General features: G+C 61.1%; 14 protein-coding genes. 11 read left to right on the top strand and 3 right to left on the bottom strand.

Annotation, left to right across the window (positions count from 1 at the left end):
- Positions 1–117: 117 nt before the first annotated feature.
- Both JK621_RS22605 and JK621_RS22600 read left to right on the top strand, forming a co-directional pair.
- The gene (locus JK621_RS22605) at positions 118–3456 is read left to right on the top strand and encodes a diguanylate cyclase (protein WP_212557735.1); all 3339 of its coding nucleotides are present in this window, start codon (positions 118–120) and stop codon (positions 3454–3456) included.
- A 206-nt stretch (positions 3457–3662) separates the two neighbouring features.
- Entirely contained in the window at positions 3663–4013 is a 351-nt protein-coding gene (locus JK621_RS22600) for a DNA-binding protein (protein ID WP_212557734.1), read from the top strand.
- Between the two features lie 5 nt (positions 4014–4018).
- On the opposite strand, the gene alkA is transcribed toward JK621_RS22600, so the two are convergent.
- A complete protein-coding gene (gene alkA / locus JK621_RS22595) occupies positions 4019–5515 on the bottom strand; it encodes a DNA-3-methyladenine glycosylase 2 (RefSeq protein WP_212557733.1) in 1497 nt (498 codons plus the stop codon).
- 180 nt (positions 5516–5695) lie between these two features.
- Here alkA and yegD point away from each other — a divergent pair, with 180 nt between their 5' ends.
- From yegD to JK621_RS22580, 3 genes are read left to right on the top strand one after another with little or no spacing between them, the layout of a single operon-like run.
- Entirely contained in the window at positions 5696–7048 is a 1353-nt protein-coding gene (gene yegD / locus JK621_RS22590) for a molecular chaperone (RefSeq protein WP_212557732.1), read from the top strand.
- Between the two features lie 47 nt (positions 7049–7095).
- Positions 7096–7659: a GNAT family N-acetyltransferase gene (locus JK621_RS22585; RefSeq protein WP_212557731.1), complete on the top strand. Its 564-nt coding sequence runs from the start codon at positions 7096–7098 to the stop codon at positions 7657–7659.
- Positions 7653–8162 (top strand): AAA family ATPase, encoded by a 510-nt coding sequence (locus JK621_RS22580; protein ID WP_249337112.1) that lies wholly within the window; start codon positions 7653–7655, stop codon positions 8160–8162. Before JK621_RS22585 ends, JK621_RS22580 begins: the two co-directional genes overlap by 7 nt.
- Here JK621_RS22580 and JK621_RS22575 read toward each other — a convergent pair.
- Both JK621_RS22575 and JK621_RS22570 read right to left on the bottom strand, forming a co-directional pair.
- On the bottom strand, positions 8159–8776 hold the full coding sequence (locus tag JK621_RS22575; protein ID WP_212557729.1) for a pyridoxamine 5'-phosphate oxidase family protein: 618 nt from the start codon (positions 8774–8776) through the stop codon (positions 8159–8161). The genes JK621_RS22580 and JK621_RS22575 overlap by 4 nt on opposite strands.
- Before the next feature lie 68 nt (positions 8777–8844).
- Positions 8845–9798 (bottom strand): aldo/keto reductase, encoded by a 954-nt coding sequence (locus JK621_RS22570; RefSeq protein WP_212557728.1) that lies wholly within the window; start codon positions 9796–9798, stop codon positions 8845–8847.
- A gap of 269 nt (positions 9799–10067) precedes the next feature.
- Here JK621_RS22570 and JK621_RS22565 point away from each other — a divergent pair, with 269 nt between their 5' ends.
- From JK621_RS22565 to baeR, 6 genes are read left to right on the top strand one after another with little or no spacing between them, the layout of a single operon-like run.
- On the top strand, positions 10068–11297 hold the full coding sequence (locus tag JK621_RS22565; RefSeq protein ID WP_212557727.1) for an MdtA/MuxA family multidrug efflux RND transporter periplasmic adaptor subunit: 1230 nt from the start codon (positions 10068–10070) through the stop codon (positions 11295–11297).
- Positions 11297–14416: an MdtB/MuxB family multidrug efflux RND transporter permease subunit gene (locus tag JK621_RS22560; RefSeq protein WP_212557726.1), complete on the top strand. Its 3120-nt coding sequence runs from the start codon at positions 11297–11299 to the stop codon at positions 14414–14416. Before JK621_RS22565 ends, JK621_RS22560 begins: the two co-directional genes overlap by 1 nt.
- Positions 14413–17493 (top strand): multidrug efflux RND transporter permease subunit MdtC, encoded by a 3081-nt coding sequence (gene mdtC, locus JK621_RS22555; RefSeq protein WP_212557725.1) that lies wholly within the window; start codon positions 14413–14415, stop codon positions 17491–17493. The genes JK621_RS22560 and mdtC overlap by 4 nt, the downstream gene beginning before the upstream one ends.
- 19 nt (positions 17494–17512) lie before the next feature.
- Positions 17513–18946, top strand: a complete 1434-nt coding sequence (locus JK621_RS22550; protein ID WP_212557724.1) for an MFS transporter — start codon at positions 17513–17515, stop codon at positions 18944–18946.
- Positions 18943–20325: a two-component system sensor histidine kinase BaeS gene (gene baeS / locus JK621_RS22545; RefSeq protein WP_212557723.1), complete on the top strand. Its 1383-nt coding sequence runs from the start codon at positions 18943–18945 to the stop codon at positions 20323–20325. Before JK621_RS22550 ends, baeS begins: the two co-directional genes overlap by 4 nt.
- Positions 20325–21041 carry a two-component system response regulator BaeR gene (gene baeR / locus JK621_RS22540; protein WP_004951961.1) on the top strand — a complete coding sequence of 239 codons (717 nt, stop codon included), beginning with the start codon at positions 20325–20327 and terminating at the stop codon, positions 21039–21041. Before baeS ends, baeR begins: the two co-directional genes overlap by 1 nt.
- Positions 21042–21044: the final 3 nt, after the last annotated feature.

Here is a 21044-nt window from a genome sequence, read left to right as displayed (position 1 = left end):
GCCGTATGATTCGGTAGGTTTTATTGCCGAGCTGTACTACCCTTTGCCAATAAATCGTCTCATTCTATCCGCGTCATGACCTCGCTCAGTGACAGAGATGCCGCGAAAAGGTTATCTATGGATATTAGCTCACCCAATCACGTCACCCCGCGTAAAGGCACCTGGCTGACACAGACGCTGCTGGCGACGCTGGCGGTTTTTGTCCTGGCGCTGCTGAGCTTGTTGCTGTCCCGCGAATCCAGCCATTTTACCCCGCTGTGGTTCCCGACCGCCGCCATTATCGTTGCACTCTACCGGCAACCGACGGCGCAGTGGGGATTGTCGCTGTTGGCATTTTGGGTGGCCATCGTCGCCGCCAGCATTATTTTGTTCGGCTACAGTTGGCTGCCGGTCAAACTGGCGCTGCTCAACCTGCTGGAAGCCGTGGTCAGCACATTGCTGCTGCGCCGCCTGCTGCTGGCGGACGACCCGCTGAACGGCCTGGTCAGTTGGCTTAAATTCGTGGTCTGCGCGGTGATTTTCACCCCCTTGTTCAGTGCCCTGCTGGCAGCCTGGTGGGCACCTGAACCCGGACAACCGTTCTGGTACCCATTCAGTACCTGGTTTATTTCGGAAGCGGTTGGCGTGCTGTCGCTGACGCCGATTGGGCTGGTGTATCGCCGCCGCATGCTGGAAACGCTTAACCTGTTCTCGCTGTTGCTGGCGCTGATGATGACGCTGGCCTTCAACTATCTGGCGCTGAGCTATCTGCCCTTTCCCTTCACCTTCGTTATTCTGCCGCTGTTGTGGGCGGCAATCGCGCTGCTGCGGCTGGAAACCTTCATCATCTGTTTTTGCACCACGCTGCTGGTCACAGTGATGATTACGTTCGGGTTGCTGCAAGCCCATACGTCCGTAATCCCCCTCAGCAACATAGATATTTACCTGCCGATTTTGCTGATCTTGATCCCGGCGCATTCGATGGCGATGGTGATGCACGCCTTCCGCGAGGAAAAACGGCATATCGTCGAAAGCGAAACCCGTTTTCGCAATGCGCTGGAGTATTCCGCCATCGGCATGGCGTTGGTTTCCCCGCAGGGGAACTGGTTGCAGGTCAACCAGGCGCTGTGCAAACTGCTGGGTTACACGCCAGAGGCGCTGCAACGGCTGACGTTCCAGGAAATCACCCACCCGGACGATCTGGACGCCGATCTGTCCCAGGTGCGCGATCTGCTCGACGGCCATATCAGCAGCTATACCCTGGAGAAACGCTATATTCGCAGCGACGGCGAACTCGTCTGGGCGCTGCTGGCCGTATCGCTGGTACGCGATCCCGAAGGTCTGCCGCTGTATTTTATTTCTCAGGTGGAAGACATCAGCGAACTGAAGCACACCGCAGCGGAAAACCACCGGTTGGTGGAACGCATCACGCTGGCCAATCAGGTGGGTGGCGTCGGCGTTTGGGAATGGATGATGAACGACGACGTCCTTACCTGGGATAAGCGGATGTACGAGCTGTATGACCTCAGCCCGGACCAGACGCCGACGCTGTCGCTGTGGCGCACGCTGCTGCTGCCGGAGGACCGCGAACGCACCGACCTTGAGATGGCCTCCTTGCTGGAACACCCGCGGCCGTTCATTCTGGAATTCCGGCTGCTCACTCGCCAGGGGAAAGTGCGCCACATTCGTGGCCAGGGCAACGTCATTCTGGACGAACAAGGCCGCCCCTTGCGCATGATCGGCACCAACATCGACATGACGGAAGTCAGAAACCTCACAGGAGCGCTGCACGAAGAGAAAGAGCGCCTGCACATTACGCTCGACGCCATTGGCGAAGGCGTGATCTCCACCGACGACGAAATGCGTATCACCTTTATGAACCCGGTGGCCGAACAAATGTGCGGCTGGTCGCTGAGCCTGGCGATCGGCATGCCTATCGCCGGCGTGGTGCGCCTGACCAACGGCAAAGACGGCGAAGAAGTGGAAAACCCGATCCAGTGCTGCCTGCAGGAAAACCGGCCGCTTTCGGCGGATTATGCCCTGGTGCTGCACAGCCGTGACGGGCGCCATTTCGACATTCAGCAGTCGGTATCGCCGCTGAAAACGGTGGACGGCGAAGTAATGGGCGCAGTGATTGTCTTGCAAGACGTCACCGCCTCCCGCGAACTGATGAAAAAACTGAGTTACAGCGCATCGCACGATGCGCTGACCGGCTTGCCAAACCGCGCCAACTTCGAGAAACGCCTGAAAGCCACCCTCGCCGGAACCGGTGAAAAACAGCAGCATGCGCTGGTATTTCTCGATCTCGACCGCTTCAAGGCGGTCAATGACAGTGCCGGCCATGCCGCAGGCGACGAGCTGTTAAGAGAGATCGCTCAGTTGATGCTGCACCATCTGCGCAACAGCGACTGCCTGGCTCGGCTCGGCGGCGACGAGTTCGGATTGATCCTGTTTGACTGCGCGCGGGAACAGGCCAAATCACTGACGCAGCAACTGATTAACCACATCAGCCAATACCCGTTTTTTTGGGAAGGGAAGATTTATCACGTCGGCGCCAGTGCGGGCATCACCCGCATCGATGCCGCCGGCGGCAAAAGCGGCGAACTGCTGGCGCAGGCGGATATCGCCTGTTATACCGCCAAACATCGCGGCCGCGGCCAGGTTTATCTCTACGAAACGCGCCAGAAAATGATGCTGGAACGCCAGCATCAACGGTTGACGAGGCAGGAAGTGGCAGACATCATCGCCGACGGGCAGTTGGCGTTGCACGTCAAAGCGGCGGCACCGCCCAAAACGCCGCAGGCGGTCTGTTTTTATCAATTGAAACTACAGGTTATGGCGCTGGACGACCGGTCGTTTACCCGCGACGAGTTTATCGCCGCCGCGCAAATGTATAGCCTGCAGCCTGATCTGGATCGTTGGATCGTCGGGCAGGTTTTGACGCAGAGCGCCGGAGACATTAGCCGCAAGGGGATATCCGTGGCGCTGCCGCTGGCGACCGACAGCCTGCTCGATGCGCAATTCCAGCGCGACCTGCTGACAACTCTCGACGCTTCCCCATTGCAGCCCGAAGCCCTGTTGTGGATGGTCGATGACACGGCGCTACTCGAGCACGCGGCCATCTGCAGGCCATTTATCCATCAGCTGCAACAACGGGGTTGCAAGCTGATCGTCAACGGTTTTGGCCACAACCTCAATGCCTTCGACGAGTTGCAAGGCCAGATGATTGACTATATTCGCATCGACGAACGCTTTATCACCAACGTGCATTGCAATCAGATGGATGAACTGATGGTGTCTATGCTCAACAGTGCGGCTCACCGGGTACATGCCCAGACGCTGGCCGGCCCGGCGCACCAGCAGATCACGCTCACTACGCTGCAGACCATCGGCGTCGCTCTGGCCGACGGCGACACCGTGGCGCTGGAACAGCCGCTGTCGGAGCTGCTCAGCGGCGGTTACTTCGGCGTCCGCTAACCCCAGCCTTTCCCCCTGCCTTTCAGACTGCGGCCTTATCAGCGGCCGCACGCCCCCTGCCGATCTTTTTTGCTTAGCCAATCTTGAGTTAATGGTATAACTAACGAGTAAAGATTAATCGTTTGAATAACATGATATCGCCGGACGGCGCCAGTCAGGCTGTTTTACAAACCGTCTTTGTACGCGATTGCCCAGGGATAATGGCTATGAAAAATGAGTGGTTCGCCGCCAGGGAGCTTACAGGCATTGCAGGATTACCTACCTCGCCACAGGGAATAAATTTGAAGGCCCGGCGCGAAGGCTGGATCAGCCGCCGCCGGGAAGGCGTACAAGGCAGGGCCGTGGAATACCATATCGACAGCCTGCCCATCGGGGCGCGCAGCCTGCTGACGCTGCAAGAGGAGCCGGCATTTTACCAACTGGAACGCCAGCCGCCGCTGACCTTGTGGATTGAGTATTACTACCACCTGACGGAAAGCGAACGCGAAAAGCTGCTGAGCTTTCTGATGCGCGAAGGCATCAGCAGCCTGCTGGCGCGGCTCCCCTCTGAAGAATAACCCCTCTACCCGGCGGCATTCTCTGAGGGTGCCCAGACGCCGTTATGCCACAGATGCAACGTGGCGTAGGAACGCCATGGCCGCCAGCGTTCGGCATAGCGTTCAATCTGGCGCGGCGTCATGCCGGGGAAACGCTGTTTGATCAGATAATCCCCCGCCAAAAATACGTCCGGCCATGACCAGGCGCGCATGGCGATGTAGCTTGCCGTCCAGTTGCCGATACCCGGCAGCGCGGTCAGCGCCTTGATCCCCTGCTCAATATCCAGCACGTTATCTAGCTGCAATCGCCCTTCGGTGACCGCCTGCGCAATGGCGATCAGCGCCGCCGCGCGTTTGAGCTGCACCCCCAGCGGGCGCAAATCTTCGGGCCGCAATTGCGCCACCCGTTCGGCTGCGGGAAACACATGGGTAATGCCGCCGTAGGGCTGTTCCAGCGGGGTTCCCCAACGTTCGGCCATGCGCCCGGCAAAGGTGGCCGCCATCTTCACGCTGACCAATTGCCCCAGCACCGCGCGGGTCGCCTGTTCGAAACTGTTGACGCAGCCAGGCAGCCGCAGGCCCGGCGCATCGGCGGCTAATGTCCCTAACGCATTGGCGATAAGATCCGGCGCCGCGTCCAAATCAAACAGCTGGCGAATGCGCCGCAGCACCTCGGTGGCCGCCCGGCTCAGCGTCGGCGCAATTTCCACCCGCACCCGGTTATGCGCCTCCTCCGGCTGCACGCTGACCCAGCCGCGATACTCCACCCCGCCCAGAGTGACGGCGATCGACCGCAAATACTGTTGATCCTGCACTTTTTCCACGCCGCTCACCGCGCGCATCTGTAAAAAACCCAGCATGCGCGGCCAGTCATACGGCGGACGATAAGCCAGATGAAACACCAGCCCGCTGGCGACGGTGCGCTCATTGCGGCCACTGTTGCTGCGCAGCGCTGAGGGGATCAGCCGATAGCGCGCCTTGAACAACTCGTTAAACCGCCGCAGGCTGCCGAAACCGGCGGTAAACGCCACCTCGCTCAACGGCAGGTCGGTATCCGCCAGCAGCCGCTTGGCCTGCAACAACCGGTGCGACTGAGCGTAATCAATCGGGGATGCGCCAAACTGATCGGCAAAGATACGGCGCAGGTGGCGATCGGAAATCCCCAGCCGCGTAGCCAGTTGCTCACAGCTGTGTTCGGACAAATAGCCCTGCTCAATCAGTTGCACCGCCACCTGTGCATAGCGGTTGCCGAGGTCGATCAGCGCCAGTCCCGGCGCCAGTTCCGGCCGGCACTTCAGGCAGGGGCGAAACCCCGCCAGTTCCGCCGCCGCCGCGCTGGGATAAAAAGTGCAGTTTTCGATTTTCGGCGTACGGGCGCTGCACACCGGCCGGCAATAGATGCCGGTCGAGGACACGCCGACGAAAAAGCGGCCGTCAAATTTGCGATCGCGCGCACTCAGTGCGTCATACAGGGCCTGTTGCTGGTTTTTCATGGCAACGCTCGGGGTCAGTTTTTTGTTCATTATGCGACTCGGCTGGCGCGCTGACGTGCGGGATTCGGACATTAAGACAGGAAGCCTAAGTTAAGCATAGCGCCGCCCGCCGCGCTAAATTTTTCGTCAGTTAAGCGCGCATACGTTGCCCAGGGGCCGGGACTCGGGTAAAGTCGCCCCCCTTCATTGGCATGGGGAGAGAGAGAAGACATGTTTATTGGATTTGACTACGGAACGGCCAACTGTTCCGTCGCAGTGATGCGAGATAACGGCCCCGAGCTGCTGACGCTGGAAAACAACGAACCTTACCTGCCGTCGATGCTGTGCGCACCGACGCGCGAAGCGGTGAGCGAATGCCTGCACCGCCACTGGCAGGTGCCGACCGGCAGCGAAGAGAACCAGCAGTTGCTGCGCCGGGCGATCAACTACAACCGCGAAGAAGACATTCCGGTCGGCAACGACAGCGTGCAGTTTGGCCTGCAGGCACTGGCGCACTACGTTGAAGATCCGGAAGAAGTCTATTTTGTCCGCTCGCCGAAATCCTTCCTCGGCGCCAACGGCCTGAAGCCGCAGCAGATCGCGCTGTTCGAAGATCTGGTGTGCGCCATGATGTTCCACATCAAACGCCAGGCGGAAAACGTGCTGCAGAGCAGCATCAGCCAGGCGGTCATCGGCCGCCCGATCAACTTCCAGGGCATCGGCGGTGAAGACGCCAACCGACAGGCGCAGGGCATTTTGCAGCGCGCCGCCGAACGCGCCGGGTTTAAGGATATTGAATTCCAGTTCGAGCCGGTAGCGGCGGGTCTGGACTTCGAAGCCACGCTGGGCGAAGAGAAAACCGTGCTGGTGGTGGATATCGGCGGCGGCACCACGGACTGTTCGGTGCTGTTGATGGGGCCGCAATGGCGCGATCGCGCCGATCGCCAGCAGAGCCTGTTGGGGCACAGCGGTTGCCGCGTCGGCGGTAACGATCTGGACATCATGCTGGCGTTCAAACAGCTGATGCCGCTGTTCGGCATGGGCGGCGAAACCGAAAAGGGCATCGCTCTGCCTGCGCTGCCTTACTGGAACGCGGTGGCGACCAACGACGTGCCGGCGCAAATCGATTTCTACAGCGCCGCCAACGGCCGTATGCTGCGGGATCTGATCCGCGACGCCGCCGAGCCGGAAAAGGTCAAGCGCCTGTTGAAAGTACATCAGCAGCGGCTGAGCTACCGTTTGGTACGCGCGGCGGAGGAGAGTAAAATCGCCCTGTCCGCACAGCAAACCACCCAGGCGCCGCTGGCGTTCGTTCAGCCGGAACTGGCGGAAATCATCAGCCAGGATCAGTTGGCCGACGCTATCTCTCAGCCGCTGTTGCGCATTCAGGAGCAGGTCAGCGCCGCGCTGGCCAGCAGCCAGACCGCGCCGGAAGTGATTTATCTCACCGGCGGCAGCGCACGCTCGCCGCTGCTGCGCGCCGCGCTGCAACAGCAGTTGCCTGGCATTCCTATCGTCGGCGGCAACGACTTCGGCTCGGTTACCGCCGGGCTGGCGCGTTGGGCGCAAACGCTGTTCCGTTAATTGCCCGTGGGCGCGGCCTGCCGCGCCCCGGTCATTGGAGGCCAGTGATGCCTGAAATCCTCCCACCTGACAGCGCTCGGCTGCGGTTGCGTGCCTGGCGCGACGAGGATCTGCCGGCCTTTGCCGCCCTCAACGCCGATCCGCAAGTCATGCGTTATTTCCCCTCAGTGATGACGGCCGAGCAAAGCCACGCCCAGGCCGACGACATCCGCCGGTTCATGCGCCTGCACGGCTGGGGCTTTTGGGCGCTGGAAGTGAAAGGCAGCGCGCCTTTTATCGGCTTTGTCGGGCTGGCGATGCGGGCGGACGATCTGCCCTGCTCCCCCTGCGTGGAAATCGGCTGGCGGCTGGCGGCCCCCCACTGGGGCAACGGCTACGCCAGCGAAGCGGCCAGGGCGGTGCTGGCTACCGCCTTCAACGCGCTGCAACTGGATGAAGTGGTGTCTTTTACCGCTGCCGTCAACCAACCTTCGCGTCGGGTTATGGCGCGTATTGGCATGGCGTTCGACGGCGAAAGCTTCCTGCACCCGCGCTTACCGCAGGGCCATCCGCTGCAAAATCATGTAGTGTATCGGCTGGGACGGCAACAATGGCGGGCACAGCAATGCTGATCGTTTTTTCCGGGCTGCCGGGCAGCGGTAAAACCACACTGGCGCGGGCGCTGGCAGCCACGCTGCCGGCCATCCATCTGCGCATAGACACTCTTGAACAGGCGATCCGCAACAGCGGCATGCTGGCGAGCGACATTGGGCCGGCCGGTTACTTTGCCGCTTATGGCGTGGCGGAGGATAACCTGCGTTTGGGCCATCGGGTGATTGCCGACTCGGTCAACCCGTTGCCGGTGACGCGAGCCGCCTGGCACAGCGTCGCGCAACGGGCCGGCACCGCTTGCTTTGATATTGAAGTCTGCTGTTCCGACAGCGCCGAACACCGCCGCCGGGTGGAAACCCGCAACGGGGATATCGCCGGGCTGAAACTCCCCGATTGGCAGAGCGTTATCGACCATGACTATAGGCCCTGGGCCACGCCTGTGGCCCGCATCGATACCGCCGGCCAACCGATGGAAAACGCCCTCGCCCGGCTACTGGCGTTGTTAAACGCCGCGCCGCGCTAATACAGCGTATCCCGCAGCCGCTGCGGCAGTGCGCTGTCGTACTCGTCGCCGTCAAACTGCGTTTTGCTCACCTCGGCCAGAATGTTGCCGGTGCTGGGCAGCGCCGAACGTTCAAGGTGGCTGGCTTCGTCCCACAGCCCTGAGCGCAATATCGCCCGGCTGCACTGGAAAAACACCGCCTCAACATGAATGCGCAACACCGAACGCGGCAACATATTGCGGTGGGCAAAACGTTGCAGCACCTCCTGGGCGACAACAATCTCCGCGCGGCCGTTAATCCGCAGCGTTTCGCCGATACCGGGGATCAGCAACAGCAGCGCCACCCGGTTGTCATGCAGGATATTGCGCAGGCTGTCGATGCGGTTGTTGCCGCGTCGGTCCGGCAGCAGCAGGGTTTTCTCGTCTTCGATATGAATAAAACCGGCCGGATCGCCGCGTGGGGAGACGTCCATCCCGTCAGGCCCAACGGTGGACAATGCGGCAAAGGGGGCGGCTTCGATAAAGGGGCGGTAGACCGGATGAATGTAACTGACTTCTTTAAATACCGACGGCGCGGCGGGTTTGCCATACAGCTGTTCCAGCGTGGCAAGGTCGTTGATAATATCGCTTTGCATTGCGGTTCCCTGAATGGATCACATTGACCCATTCAGGATAGAGCAAAATTACCGCCCGGCAATACGAATTACCAGGCGCTGGCTTCGTTCAGCGCCTTGATATCATCGGCGTCCAGTTGCAGCCGGGTCGCGGCGATCAGCTCGTCCAACTGCTTTAACGACGTGGCGCTGACGATCGGCGCAGTGATGCCCGGCCGGGCGATCAACCAGGCCAGCGAGACTTGCGTCGGCGAGGTACGGTGTTTTTCCGCTACCCGATCCAACGCCGCCAAAATGCGGAAACCGCGCGGGTTGAGATATTGCGCCACAATACGGTCCCCGCGCTGGCTTTTGCCTTCATCCTGCGCGCTGCGGTATTTGCCGGTCAGAAAGCCGCTGGCCAGCGAGAAGAAGTTGATCACCCCCAGGCCGTGGCGTTGCGTCACCGCCGCCAGCTCTTTTTCGAACCCTTCGCGCGCATACAGGTTGTATTCCGGTTGCAGGGTTTCGTAACGCGCCAGCCCTTCCCGCTCACTCACTTTCAGCGCCTCTTCCAGGCGCTCGGCCTGATAGTTGGAAGCGCCTATCGCCCGCACCTTACCGGCCTTGATCAGCGCATCGAACGCGGCCAGGGTTTCCGCCAGCGGCGTGTCCCGGTCATCGTCGTGCGATTGATAGAGATCGATATAGTCGGTCTGCAGGCGGCGCAACGAGTCTTCCACCGCCCGTTGGATGTAGCGCGGCGACAGCCCCTGTTTGCCTTCGCCCATCGGCTTGCCCACCTTGGTGGCGATAATCACCTGGTCGCGTTTACCGCTTTTTTTCAGCCATTCGCCAATCGTGGCTTCGGACTCCCCACCCTGATTACCCGGCGCCCAGCTCGAATAGACGTCGGCGGTATCGATGAAATTGAGCTGGTTTTCCACCAGCGCGTCCAACAGGCTGAATGAAGTCTCGCGGTCCGCCGTCCAGCCAAACACATTGCCGCCGAAGGTTAATGCCGGCACCTGAATGCCCGAACGGCCCAATTCTCTTTTGCTCATTGCATGCTCCATGGGATAAATGATTCGCAGGGTAATTATTAGCGCAAAAACAAGGGATCGTTAAAACCTATTGGCTATAAGCCGGAATAAATCACTTATAAAGATAGCAGGATAAAATTGACACTCTATTCGGATAATGCTGACGCTTCCTCCATATTTCCTTCATTTTTATGCCGTCTTTACTGGCTAAACTAGTATTCTGTAAGGAGTGTAATTTTTGTGGCAATGAGTGCCCGCGCCCCTGCCCTTTGGAGAGAATTTTCGCCACCATGAATGCAAAAACCCAACGTCGTTCACTGCTGCCGCGCCTGCTGGTTGTGGTGATAGTGGTCATTGCCGCCGTTCTGATTTGGCGTCACTTCAATGCCGCCGCTCCCGCAGCCGATACAGCCTCTGCCGCACGTCACGCCGCTGGCGGCAAAGCCGCAGCGGGCGGCCGACGCGGCGCGCCGATGTCGCCGGTACAGGCGGCAACCGCCACCGAACAGACGGTACCGCGTTATCTCTCCGGCCTGGGCACCGCCACTGCCGCCAATACCGTTACCGTCACCAGCCGGGTCGACGGCCAACTGATGGCTATCCACTTTACCGAAGGCCAGCAGGTCAAAGCCGGCGATCTGCTGGTCGAAATCGACCCGCGCCCGTTTGAAGTGCAACTGACGCAGGCTCTGGGACAATTGGCCAAAGATCAGGCAACGCTCGCCAATGCGCGGCGGGATCTGGCGCGCTACCAGCAACTGGCGAAAACCAACCTGGTTTCACGTCAGGATCTGGATACCCAGCTCTCGCTGGTGCAACAGACCGAAGGCGCGATCAAAGCCGATCAAGGTTCGGTCGACAGCGCCAAACTGCAAATCACCTACAGCCGCATCACCGCGCCGATTGACGGCCGCGTCGGCCTGAAACTGGTCGATGTCGGCAACTACATCACCAGCGGCAGCACCACCGGCATCGTGGTGATCACCCAGACCCACCCTATCGACGTGGTGTTCACCCTGCCGGAAGGCAATATCGGCGATTTGCTCAAGGCGCAAAAAGCCGGTCCGATCGGCGTAGAAGCCTGGGACCGCACCAACCAGACTCAACTGGCGACCGGTTCGCTGCTGAGCCTGGACAACCAGATTGACACCACGACCGGCACCATCAAGCTGAAGGCGCGGTTTACCAATGAAGACGATGCGCTGTTCCCGAACCAGTTCGTCAACGCCCGGTTGAAGGTAGATACCCTGCATAACGCGATTGTCATCCCGACCGCCGCGCTGCAAATGGGCAACGAAGGCAACTTCGTCTGGACCCTGAGCGAAGACAACAAGGTCAGTAAACACCGCGTGACCACCGGCGTGCAGGACAGCCGACAAGTGGTCATCAGCGCCGGCCTGAACGCCGGTGACCGGGTGGTAACCGACGGCATAGATCGCCTGACCGAAGGCATGCAGGTTGAAGTGGTGACGCCGCAGGCCACCCCGGGCAGCAAGCCGCTCGCACAGGGGAAATCCTGATGCAGGCGATGCCACCTAACGCCGGCGGCGGCCCCTCCCGCCTGTTTATTCTGCGCCCGGTCGCCACCACGTTGTTGATGGTGGCTATTTTGCTGGCGGGGATTATCGGCTACCGCTCCCTGCCGGTTTCCGCCCTGCCGGAAGTGGATTACCCGACCATTCAGGTGGTCACGCTGTATCCCGGCGCCAGCCCGGACGTGGTCACCTCGGCCATCACCGCCCCGCTGGAGCGCCAGTTTGGCCAGATGTCCGGCCTGAAACAAATGGCGTCGCAAAGCTCCGGCGGCGCGTCGGTGGTAACGCTGCAGTTCCAGCTTGAGCTGCCGCTCGACGTCGCCGAGCAGGAAGTGCAGGCGGCGATCAACTCCGCCACCAACCTGCTGCCGAGCGATCTGCCCTACCCGCCGATTTACAGCAAGGTCAACCCTGCGGATCCGCCGATCATGACGCTGGCCGTCACCTCGACCGCCATGCCGATGACCCAGGTTGAAGACATGGTGGAAACCCGCGTCGCGCAAAAAATCTCCCAGGTGACCGGCGTAGGTCTGGTTACCCTCTCCGGCGGCCAGCGGCCGGCGGTGCGCGTGAAGCTGAACGCCGCGGCGGTGGCCGCCTACGGTCTGGACAGCGAAACAATCCGCACCGCCATCGGCAACGCTAACGTCAACTCCGCCAAAGGCAGCCTGGATGGGCCGACGCGCTCGGTGACGCTTTCCGCCAACGATCAGATGAAATCCGCCGACGACTATCGCCAACTGATCGTCGCCTACCAAAACGGCGCGGCAATTCGGTTGCAGGATATCGCCACCATCGAGCAGGGGGCGGAAAATACCCGCCTGGCCGCCTGGGCCAACAAACAGCCGGCGATCGTGCTGAACATTCAGCGCCAGCCGGGCGTGAACGTGATCACCACCGCCGACAGCATTCGCGAAATGCTGCCGCAGCTGATAAAAAGCCTGCCGAAGTCGGTGGACGTCAAGGTGCTGACCGATCGCACCACCACCATTCGCGCTTCGGTCAACGACGTACAGTTTGAATTGTTGCTGGCGGTCGCGCTGGTGGTAATGGTGATTTACGTGTTCCTGCGCAACCTGCCGGCCACCATTATCCCGAGCGTCGCGGTGCCGCTGTCGCTGGTCGGCACCTTTGCCGCCATGTATTTTCTCGGTTTCTCGATCAATAACCTGACGCTGATGGCGCTGACCATCGCCACCGGTTTTGTCGTCGATGACGCCATCGTGGTGATCGAAAACATCTCGCGCTATATCGAAAAGGGTGAAAAACCGCTCGACGCGGCGCTGAAAGGCGCCGGCGAAATCGGCTTCACCATCATCTCGCTGACCTTCTCGCTGGTGGCGGTATTGATTCCGCTGCTGTTTATGGGGGATATCGTTGGCCGGCTGTTCCGCGAGTTCGCCGTCACGCTGGCGGTGGCGATCCTGATTTCCGCCGTGGTGTCGCTGACGCTGACGCCGATGATGTGCGCACGCATGCTGAGCCACGAATCGCTGCGCAAGCAGAACCGGTTTTCCGCCGCCTCCGAGCGCTTCTTCGACCGGGTGATCGCGCAATACGGCAAGTGGCTGAAAATCGTGTTGAATCACCCGTGGCTGACGCTCGGCGTGGCGCTGAGCACCCTGGCGCTGACGGTGCTGCTGTATCTGCTGATCCCGAAAGGCTTCTTCCCGCTGCAGGACAACGGCATCATTCAGGGCACGGTGGAGGCGCCGCAGACGGTGTCGTTCAGCAATATGGCCGAACGCCAACAGCAGGTCGCGGCGGAAATCCTCAAAGATCCGGCGGTGGAAAGCCTGACGTCGTTCGTCGGCGTCGATGGCAGCAACGCCACGCTCAACAGCGGCCGTTTGCAAATCAACCTTAAACCGCTGAGCGAGCGCAGCGAACGCATTCCGGCAATCATCGCCCGCCTGCAACAGCAAAGCGCACAATTCCCCGGCGTGAAGCTGTATCTGCAGCCGGTACAGGATCTGACCATCGACACCCAGGTCAGCCGCACGCAATACCAGTTCACCTTGCAGGCGATGTCGCTGGACGATCTCAGCCTGTGGGTACCGCAACTGATGGCCGAGTTGAAGCAAACGCCGCAGTTGGCGGACGTGACCAGCAACTGGCAGGATCAGGGGCTGGTGGCCTACGTGAATGTCGATCGCGATTCCGCTTCGCGCCTCGGCATCAGCATGAGCGACGTGGACAACGCGCTGTACAACGCCTTCGGCCAGCGGCTGATCTCCACCATTTACACTCAGGCCAACCAGTACCGCGTGGTGCTGGAGCACGATGTCAGCACCACGCCGGGGCTGGCGGCGCTGAACGATATCCGTCTGACCAGCAGCAACGGCACCACGGTGCCGCTGAGCACCCTCGCCAAAATCGAAGAGCGCTTCGGGCCGCTGTCGGTCAACCATCTCGATCAATTCCCGGCGGCGACCATCTCGTTTAACGTGGCGGGCAACTATTCGCTCGGCGAAGCGGTGGACGCCATTACCCTGGCGGAAAAAAACCTCAACATGCCGAAAGACATCACCACCCAGTTCCAGGGCGCAACGCTGGCGTTCCAGGCGGCGCTGGGCAGCACGCTGTGGCTGATCCTGGCGGCGGTAGTGGCGATGTATATCGTGCTGGGTGTGCTGTACGAGAGCTTTATTCATCCGGTGACCATTCTCTCCACCCTACCGACCGCCGGGGTCGGCGCGCTGCTGGCGCTGATGATGGCCGGCAGCGAGCTGGACGTGATTGCCATTATCGGCATCATCTTGCTGATCGGTATCGTGAAGAAAAACGCCATCATGATGATCGACTTCGCGCTGGCCGCCGAGCGCGAACAGGGCATGACGCCGTACGACGCGATTTATCAGGCCTGCCTGCTGCGTTTCCGGCCAATCCTGATGACCACGCTGGCGGCATTGCTTGGCGCGCTGCCGCTGATGCTCAGCACCGGCGCCGGCGCGGAACTGCGTCACCCGCTCGGAGTTTGTATGGTCGGCGGGCTGGTGATGAGCCAGATCCTGACGCTGTTCACCACGCCGGTGATCTACCTGCTGTTTGACAAACTGGCGCGCAATACCCGCCGCCAGCCCGATGCGCAGGAGCTGCCGTGAAATTCTTCGCCCTGTTCATCTACCGACCGGTCGCCACCACGCTGCTGACGTTGGCGATAGCCATCAGCGGCGTGATTGGCTTTAGCCTGCTGCCGGTCTCGCCGCTGCCGCAGGTCGATTACCCGGTGATTTCGATCAGCGCCTCGCTGCCGGGCGCCGACCCGGAAACCATGGCCTCGTCGGTGGCGACGCCGCTGGAGCGTGCGCTGGGGCGGATTGCCGGGGTCAATGAAATGACCTCGATGAGCTCGCTGGGCAGCACGCGGGTAATCCTGCAATTCGATCTCAATCGCGATATCAACGGCGCCGCCCGCGACGTGCAGGCGGCGATCAACGCCGCGCAAAGCCTGCTGCCCACCGGCATGCCGAACCGCCCCAGCTACCGTAAGGTCAACCCGTCCGACGCGCCGATCATGATCCTGACGCTGACCTCGGAAACCTACAGCCAGGGCCAACTGTACGATTTCGCCTCCACCCAACTGGCGCAGAAAATCGCCCAGACCGAAGGCGTAGGCGACGTCTCGGTCGGCGGCAGCTCGCTGCCTGCGGTGCGGGTGGAGTTGAACCCGACCGCCCTGTTCAACCAGGGCGTCTCGCTGGACGCCGTGCGCCAGGCCATCAGCGGCGCCAACGTGCGCAGGCCGCAGGGATCGGTGGAAAGCCCGCAACAGCGCTGGCAGATCCAGGCCAATGACGAGTTGAAAACCGCCGACGCCTATCGGCCGTTGATTATCCACTACAACAACGGCTCGGCGGTGCGGCTGGGGGATGTGGCCGAGGTCAAAGACTCGGTACAGGACGTACGCAACGCCGGCATGACCAATGCCAAACCGGCGATTATTCTGGCGATCAGTCGTGCGCCGGACGCCAACATCATTGAAACCGTCGATCGCATTCGCGCCGAGCTGCCGACGTTGCAGGACAGCATTCCGGCGTCAATCCAGTTGAATATCGCCCAGGATCGTTCGCCGACCATTCGCGCCTCGCTGGCGGAAGTGGAGCAGTCGCTGGCGATCGCCATAGGTTTGGTGATCCTGGTGGTGTTCATCTTCCTGCGCTCCGGCCGCGCCACGCTGATCCCGGCGGTCGCGGTGCCGGTGTCGCTGATCGGCTCTTTCGCCGCCATGTACCTGTGCGGCTTCAGCCTGAATAACCTGTCGTTGATGGCGCTGACCATCGCCACCGGCTTTGTGGTCGATGACGCCATCGTGGTGCTGGAGAATATTTCGCGCCACGTCGAGACCGGCATGAAACCGCTCAACGCGGCATTGCAAGGGGTGCGGGAAGTCGGCTTTACCGTGCTGTCGATGAGCGTGTCGCTGGTGGCGGTGTTTATCCCGTTGCTGCTGATGGACGGCCTGCCCGGGCGGCTGTTTCGCGAGTTCGCCGTCACCCTGTCGGTGTCGATAGGGCTGTCGCTGATCGTCTCGCTGACGCTGACGCCAATGATGTGCGCCTACCTGCTGCGCCACCAGCCGGCGCGCGCCCAGCGGCGCATTCGCGGCTTCGGCAGAATGTTGCTGGCCTTGCAACAGGGCTACGGCCGCTCGCTGAACTGGGTGCTCGGCCACTCGCGTTGGGTGCTGGCGATATTCTTCGCCACCATCGCGCTCAACGTCTGGCTGTATGTCAGCATCCCGAAAACCTTTTTCCCCGAACAGGATACCGGCCGCCTGCTGGGCTTTATCCAGGCTGATCAGAGCATTTCTTTTCAGGCGATGCGCGTCAAACTGGAAGATTTCATGAAGATCGTGCGTGAAGACAAGGACGTGGAAAACGTCACCGGTTTTACCGGCGGTTCGCGCACCAACAGCGGATCGATGTTTATCTCGCTGAAGCCGCTTTCGGAACGCAGCGATGACGCGCAAAAGGTGATAGCCCGGTTGCGCGCCCGGCTGGCGAAAGAGCCGGGAGCCAGCCTGTTCCTGATGGCGGTGCAGGATATCCGCGTCGGCGGCCGGCAATCCAACGCCAGCTACCAGTACACGCTGCTGGCAGACGATCTCGCCGCGCTGCGCGAATGGGAGCCGAAGATCCGTACCGCGTTGGCCGCGCTGCCGGAGCTGGCGGACGTCAACTCCGATCAACAGGACAAAGGCTCGGAGATGGATCTGATCTACGACCGCGAAACCATGTCGCGGCTCGGCATTTCGGTCTCCGATGCCAACGCCCTGCTGAACAACGCCTTCGGCCAGCGGCAGATCTCCACCATCTATCAGCCGCTCAATCAGTACAAGGTGGTGATGGAAGTGGCGCCGCCCTATACCCAGGACGTCAGCTCGCTGGACAAAATGTTCGTGATAAACAAAGACGGCAAGGCGATCCCTCTGGCCTATTTCGCCCGCTGGCAGCCGGCCAATGCGCCGCTGTCGGTCAACCATCAGGGGCTGTCGGCGGCTTCGACCATCTCCTTTAACCTGCCGGACGGCGGCAGCTTGTCAGACGCCACCGCCGCGGTCGAACGCGCCGTGACGACGCTCGGCGTACCGTCCACGGTACGTGGCGCCTTTGCCGGTACCGCGCAGGTATTCCAGGATACGCTGAAATCCCAGCTGTTCCTGATCGCCGCCGCGATCGCCACGGTGTATATCGTGCTCGGCATGCTCTACGAGAGCTATATTCACCCGCTGACTATCTTGTCGACCCTGCCTTCCGCCGGGGTCGGCGCGCTGCTGGCGCTGGAGCTGTTCGGCGCCCCGTTCAGCCTGATCGCGTTGATCGGCATTATGCTGCTGATCGGCATCGTGAAGAAGAACGCCATCATGATGGTCGATTTCGCCCTCGATGCGCAGCGCAACGGCGGCATCGGCGCGCGAGAAGCCATTTTCCAGGCCTGCATGCTGCGTTTTCGGCCGATCATGATGACCACGCTGGCGGCATTGTTCGGCGCACTGCCGCTGGTGCTGACCAGCGGTGACGGCGCGGAGCTGCGCCAACCGCTCGGCATCACCATCGCCGGCGGTCTGATCATGAGCCAGTTGCTGACGCTGTACACCACGCCGGTGGTGTATCTGTATTTTGACCGGCTGCAGATGAAGTTCCGGCGCGGCAAGAAGTTGGATCCGCTGCCTCACTAATGATTAACCCGGTTGACTGATGATCATGAAACGCACCGCCTCAGTACAGTGGCAACTCTGGATCGTGGCGTTCGGCTTCTTTATGCAGACGCTGGACACCACCATCGTCAATACCGCCCTGCCGTCGATGGCCGCCAGCCTGGGGGAGAACCCGCTGCGCATGCAATCGGTGATCGTCTCCTACGTGCTGACGGTCGCCGTGATGCTGCCCGCCAGCGGCTGGCTGGCGGACCGGGTTGGGGTGCAGCGGGTGTTCTTCAGCGCCATAGTGCTGTTCACCCTCGGCTCAATCCTGTGCGCCCGTTCGGAAACCCTGAATGCGCTGATCGCTTCGCGGGTGATCCAGGGCATCGGCGGCGCGATGATGGTGCCGGTCGGCCGCCTGACGGTGATGAAGATCGTGCCGCGCGAGCAATATATGGCGGCGATGACCTTCGTCACCCTGCCCGGCCAAATCGGCCCGTTGATGGGGCCGGCGCTGGGCGGTTTTTTGGTACAGTACGCCAGCTGGCACTGGATTTTCCTGATCAATATCCCGGTCGGCATCGCCGGCGCCATCGCCACGCTGCTGCTGATGCCCAACTACCGCATGCAGACCCGGCGCTTCGACGTCAGCGGTTTTATCATGCTGGCTGTCGGTATGGCGACGCTGACGCTGGCGCTTGACGGTCACAAGGGCATGGGGCTGTCCATCGCCACCATCGCCGGGCTGGTGGCGATGGGCATTGCGGCGCTGGCCGGTTACTGGTGGCATGCGCGCGGTAACAGCCGGGCATTGTTCTCCCTGCGGCTGTTCAGGACCCCAACCTACAAGGTGGGGCTTAGCGCCAGCCTGCTTGGCCGCATCGGCAGCGGCATGCTGCCGTTTATGACCCCGCTGTTCATGCAGGTGGGCATGGGGTTTTCACCGTTCCACGCCGGGCTGATGATGATCCCGATGATTATCGGCAGCATGGGGATGAAGCGTATCGTGGTGCGGGTAGTTAACCGTTTCGGTTACCGCAACGTGCTGGTGGCCGCCACGCTGATGCTGGCGTTGATCAGCCTGAGCTTCCCGCTGGTGGCGATGATCGGCTGGATCTGGCTGCTGCCGGTGGTGCTGTTCTTCCAGGGCATGGTCAACTCGCTGCGCTTCTCGGCAATGAATACCCTGACGCTGAAAGATTTGCCGGACCGGCTGGCCAGCAGCGGCAACAGCCTGCTGTCGATGGTGATGCAGCTGTCCATGAGCCTCGGCGTCAGCATCGCCGGGATCCTGATTGGCAGCTTTGCCCATCACCAGGTGGTCACCGACAGCCCGGCGATACACAGCGCATTTATTTACAGCTACGGCTGCATGGCGTTAATCATTGCCCTGCCGGCGCTGGCCTTTGCCCGCGTGCCGCCGGACAGCGCGCCGAACCGTACGCTGACCAAAGAGCCGGGCACCGGTTCAACGAGGTTACCAAAATGAGAATAGGCATCACCGGGAAACTGTTCCTGGCCATCTTCGCCACCTGCATGCTGGTGCTGATCACCATGCACTGGGGCGTGCGCGTCAGCTTTGAACGCGGTTTCATCGACTACATCAAGCACAGCAACGAGCAGCGCACCAACATGTTGAGCGAAGCGCTGGAAGAGCAGTACAGCCAACACGGCAATTGGGCTTTCCTGCGCAATAACGATCAGGTGGTTTTCCAGATCATGCGCTCGTTCGAACAAAACAGCGACAGCAGCCACAATCTGCCCCCCAAAGGCTGGCGCACTCAGTTTTGGGTGGTGGACAACCAATTCAACCGGTTGGTGGGGCACTCCGGCCCGGTGCCCAAAGAAGGCCCGCGCCATCCGATCCGCTACAACAACGAAATCGTCGGCTGGGTGATCACCACGCCGGTCGAGCGGCTGACCCGCAATGCCGATATCAATTTCGATCAGCAGCAAAAGCGCACCAGTTGGATGATAGTCGCACTCTCCACGCTGCTGGCGGCGGCGGTGACCTGGTTGATGTCGCGCGGGCTGTTGGCGCCGGTCAAACGTTTGGTCGCCGGCACCCACCGGCTGGCGGCCGGTGATTTCAGCACCCGCGTGACCGTCGACAGCCAGGATGAGCTCGGCCGCCTGGCGCAGGATTTCAATCAGCTCGCCACCTCGCTGGAAAAGAACGAGCAGATGCGGCGCGCTTTTATGGCCGACGTGTCGCACGAGCTGCGCACCCCGCTGGCGGTGCTGCGTGGCGAACTGGAGGCCTTGCAGGACGGCGTGCGCCAGCCGACGCCGGCGTCGCTCAGCTCGCTGCAGGCGGAAGTCACCACCCTGACCAAACTGGTGGACGATCTGCATCAGCTTTCGCTGTCCGATCTCGGCGCGCTGGCCTACCGTAAATCGACGGTGGACTGCGTGCATTTGCTGCAAATTGCGGTCGCCGCCTTCCGCGAGCGTTTTCGCGCCAAAGGGCTTGAGATCGTCACCCTGCTGCCGGAACAGGCGCCGCTGTTCGGCGATCCCGATCGTCTCAATCAGTTGTTCAACAACCTGCTGGAGAACAGCCTGCGCTACACCGACGCAGGCGGTAAGCTGGAGATTGGCGCGGAGCAGTTGCCGGGCCAGCTGCGGCTTTACTGGCGAGACAGCGGGCCGGGCGTCAATGACGAACAGCTGGCGCGTATTTTCGAACGCTTCTACCGCACCGAAGGCTCGCGCAACCGCGCCAGCGGCGGTTCCGGCCTGGGGCTGTCGATCTGTCAAAACATCGTGGAAGCCCACAACGGCCGGATCTTTGCCGCGCACTCGCCTTTGGGCGGCGTGCAGATTACAGTAGAATTTACCACCCCGATAATGAATAAGGCGCCATGATGGAATCCCAGAATCAGCCGTTGCAAATCATGATTGTTGAAGATGAACCCAAGCTGGGCCAACTGCTGGTGGACTATCTGCAGGCCGCGGGATACGCCACCCGTTGGCTGACCAACGGCAGCGAGGTAGTGCCGGCGGTGCATGAACACTCCCCGGCGCTGATCCTGCTGGATTTAATGCTGCCGGGCAGCGACGGGCTGACGGTATGCCGCGAATTGCGCCGCTTTACCGATGTCCCGGTGGTGATGGTGACGGCGAAGATTGAAGAGATCGATCGCCTGCTGGGGCTGGAAATCGGCGCGGACGATTACATCTGCAAGCCCTACAGCCCGCGAGAAGTGGTGGCTCGGGTGAAAACCATTTTGCGCCGCTGCTACCGGCCGCTGGAAAACCAGCAGGAAGAAACGCAGCTGCATATCGACGAACCGCGCTTTCAGGCCAGCTATCAAGGCCAGATGCTGGATCTCACCCCGGCGGAATTCCGTCTGTTGAAGACCCTGGCCAGCCAGCCGGGCAACGTCTTCTCGCGCGAGCAGTTGCTGAATAATCTGTATGACGACTACCGGGTAGTGACCGACCGAACCATCGACAGCCATATCAAAAACCTGCGGCGCAAGCTGGAGCTGATCGACGGCGAAAAGTCGTTTATTCGCTCGGTATACGGCGTGGGTTATCGCTGGGAATCCGAGCCCTGCCGGCTGATAAACGGGCTATAGAGA

The organism is Serratia plymuthica (assembly GCF_018336935.1).
Lineage (GTDB): Bacteria > Pseudomonadota > Gammaproteobacteria > Enterobacterales > Enterobacteriaceae > Serratia > Serratia plymuthica_B.
Note: the sequence above shows the minus strand (reverse complement) of the source record. Positions and strands in the feature narration are given on the sequence as shown.